The sequence below is a fragment of the Photobacterium sp. OFAV2-7 genome (assembly GCF_022347985.1).
In the GTDB taxonomy this organism is placed as follows: Bacteria; Pseudomonadota; Gammaproteobacteria; order Enterobacterales; family Vibrionaceae; genus Photobacterium.
Genome location: NZ_JAKRFQ010000584.1, coordinates 1 through 3327, shown reverse-complemented (window position 1 = coordinate 3327; position 3327 = coordinate 1). Strand labels below are relative to the sequence as shown.

4 protein-coding genes are annotated in these 3327 nt (G+C 40.8%); all 4 read left to right on the top strand.

Annotation, left to right across the window (positions count from 1 at the left end):
• Positions 1 to 188, top strand: a 188-nt coding sequence (locus tag MHN01_RS21270) for a hypothetical protein (protein ID WP_239413308.1), incomplete at its 5' end; no start/stop codon positions are given.
• A gap of 602 nt (positions 189 to 790) precedes the next feature.
• A complete protein-coding gene (locus MHN01_RS21265) occupies positions 791 to 1375 on the top strand; it encodes an outer membrane beta-barrel protein (protein WP_239413307.1) in 585 nt (194 codons plus the stop codon).
• A gap of 132 nt (positions 1376 to 1507) precedes the next feature.
• Complete coding sequence (locus MHN01_RS21260) at positions 1508 to 2362, top strand: LysR family transcriptional regulator (RefSeq protein ID WP_239413306.1); 855 nt, start codon at positions 1508 to 1510, stop codon at positions 2360 to 2362.
• A gap of 170 nt (positions 2363 to 2532) precedes the next feature.
• Positions 2533 to 3327: EamA family transporter (locus MHN01_RS21255; protein WP_239413305.1), on the top strand; the 795-nt coding region annotated here is incomplete at its 3' end.

The window sequence follows — 3327 nt, the reverse complement described above, 5'->3', positions numbered from 1 at the left end:
TTGCCGTTATCAACCCTCTTATTATTAGATCGGGTGCAACCATCCCTAATAATATACCTAGAATTATTCCACACAATAGCTTAATAATTAGCTTCATTATATTGACCTGTCTTTTTTCACAAAGAGATGAGCAGATAGCTTTGCTAGCCGCTTCTTGGAAACAACCTTGTTACAATCGCATCAAATAACACCAGTTTATGGAACGAATTATTATTTTCTTCCTGTTCAATATTTATACTCATTCCAACCATGGCTATTGAGGCTGTGCCAAAGTAGATATTCATCAAAAAAAAGCAATAAAAAAGCTCTGCATCATCAAAGTGACTGGCTGTTACTGAATAATATTTAATAAAAGCTCATATCGAGACAATATTCCGAATATTTTCCATAGGAAGTACAATTATCGAGCGATCACGCAGATTCAGCACTGTTGGCGATAGTTTAATCGACGAATTTACCGTATTAGTTTTCTTTAGCAATAATTAATAACAAATTTGCAGCATATGTACTTCAACAGTAGCTAAAAATTCTTCAACCATACCGTTACTAGATGAAATCCCTCTTTCACACTCTTCTCATACACAGCGGTATACAACCATAAGGAACAGCTAGATAGATAATCAAAATACCAACTTCTGCTAGTAAATTATTACGAATTAGAAATAACCCATACCAAGTAAATAATCACTACTTATGATCAAGATCAAATAATTAACAGCTCAAACAATAGGAAATCAGTTTCCTATGATTTATTATTCGGACTGAACACACTAGCACTATTGGAAATACAATGAAAAAAACAATTATTAGCTTAGGGATCATTTCAGCATTGTTCCCGGCATTTGCTAATGCAGGAAATGCATATATTGGAGCCTCAGTTGGCCAGGCAAGTTATGATAACCTTGCCACTTCAGATATCGAAGATTCGGCATCTAGTTTAGGAATGAGTATTATTGATGACTCCGATACTGGATTCAAAGTGTTTGGGGGCTATCGTGCAAATGAGCATTTCGCGGTTGAACTTTTCTATGCCAACCTAGGAGAAGTATCTGTCAACCTAGGAGCTGCCTCATCTCTCTTTGGTACTAATGAACTAACCATTGAACAAGATACGCTTGGTGCTTCTCTTATCGGTATTCTTCCTGTTACTGATAATTTTGAGTTATTCGGCAAAGTTGGCTTCCATGCATGGGACGCTACAATTAATCTAACCAGTGATGTAAAGGTCGAAGCTGCCGATGGAACTGATCCAATGTTTGGCGCGGGTATCGCATACAAATATAATCGTGTTTCAATCCAAGCAGAATTTGAACGCTACCAGCTAGATGAGACTGATATAGATCTTATGTCTATAGGTCTTGCCTACCACTTCTAAGTATTCTCTGTACTTATGAGGGTATATTTATACCCTCATTTTCCCCCACCCCTTCATTGTTGCCTCACCTCTATTGCTATTTATTTCCCAAAACCCAATACTTTCATTGGGCGATATAAGGACAATAGAACCATGCTTAACAAAACAACCATCGATCAGTGGCGTGTCTTTGCAACAATCATTGAAACAGGAAGTTTCTCCAATGCATCAAAACTACTTTTTAAATCGCAACCGGCACTAAGTTCGACAATCAAGAATTTAGAAAGCATTACCGGAAAGAAACTGTTTACCCTAGAGGGGCGTCGCGCAGTCCCCAGTCCGTTTGCCCTGCAGCTATTGCCGTTGGTAAAAACCTTCCTCGCCGAAGCAAACTTGCTTGAACAAACAGCCTGTCAACCGACCGAACAAGCCAACAAAACACTCGCGCTGGCTATAGATACCCTTTACCCGCCTGAACGTTTGGCGCAAGCAATCGATATATTTACCCAGCGACATCCATACACAAACCTTAAGATCTACGAAACGACCTTGTCTCTTGCCAAAGAAATGCTCGAAGACAATCGCGTAAGTGCCATCATTTCATCGCTTGCGCTTGCAGGCCACACGTCGGCTCCAATCGCTTCAATCAGTAAACATCTAGTCGCAGCCCATTCACACCCGTTAGCTCAAATGGACAATGTAGAACTGCAGGATTTATCCAACTACTGTCAGGTGATCCTGACCGATCTCGGCTCGAGAACAAACCTGTCAACAGGTCTACTGCCAGGTAGGCATAAAATAGCGACAAGCAATGTCTCAAGCTCTGCCAACCTTGTGCGTCAGGGTGTTGGCTTCGCCTGGCTTCCAGAAGCCGTTATAGATGACAAGACAATGGCAAGAGTTCAACTCGACGGTTACGCTGTACGTGAAGTACTGCTTCAATATACCTGTCACCCTAGCCACAAAGAGATTGCTCTACTCGTTGAGCTAAAAGAATTACTCCAATAATAACTATATCAACAGCAATTTTTCCAATTAAGGACATACACTCGGAATAATACATCATGAAAACCTATAATTATCATAAGAAATAGCGATGCTTATTTTGCTAATATAAGATTGAGTTAATCATAAATAGATGCCAAAGTTCTTTGAGTCACATTGAGCAGGCATCTCCTATGCAATATTTAAAGAATATATTATTAACAGCTCTTGCACCTATTATATGGGGTTCCACCTATATCGTTACCACAGAATTACTTCCAGAGGACCAGCCATTTACTGCTGCGCTTATTCGAGCTATTCCTGCTGGATTAATTCTCCTATTGTTATTCCCGGCTCGTTTAGGACGAGAGAATGGATTAAAAATGCTCATTTTATCTGTTCTGAATATTGGTATTTTCCAGGGATTGCTTTTTGTTGCCGCCTACCGGCTGCCGGGAGGTGTTGCGGCGGTTGTTGGTGCCATGCAACCAATTATCATCATGGTAATCATATGGTTAGTGGATCAAAACAAACCCAGGTTTACGGTACTGGCTAGCGGTATCCTTGCCATCGCCGGAATGTCGGCAATCTTCGTTAATAACAGTACATCCTGGGATCACATCGGCTTGATGGCTGCGTTTGCCGGTACAGTCTCCATGTCACTAGGCACTTTTCTATCTAAACGCTGGGGATCACAGCTTCATATTATGTCATTTACCGGATGGCAATTATTACTAGGCGGTATATGCCTTGTCCCGTTTGCCATCGCCTTTGATACACTTCCATCAGGCATTACGTTGAACAACTTCATTGGTTATTTCTATTTAAGCTCATTTGGAGCATTGCTAGCTTATTCCTTATGGTTCAGAGGTATTAAAGCCCTGCCATCCACCTCTGTATCCTCATTAGGCTTACTAAGCCCGATAACAGCACTCACGCTCGGCTGGATAATTTTAGGAGAGGATTTAGATATCAAACAAATCGCTGGC

Excerpts from the sequence above, each read along its gene's own strand:
- MHN01_RS21265 (WP_239413307.1), top strand. The coding sequence starts at position 791 with ATGAAAAAAACAATTATTAGCTTAGGGATCATTTCAGCATTGTTCCCG.
- MHN01_RS21260 (WP_239413306.1), top strand. The coding sequence starts at position 1,508 with ATGCTTAACAAAACAACCATCGATCAGTGGCGTGTCTTTGCAACAATC.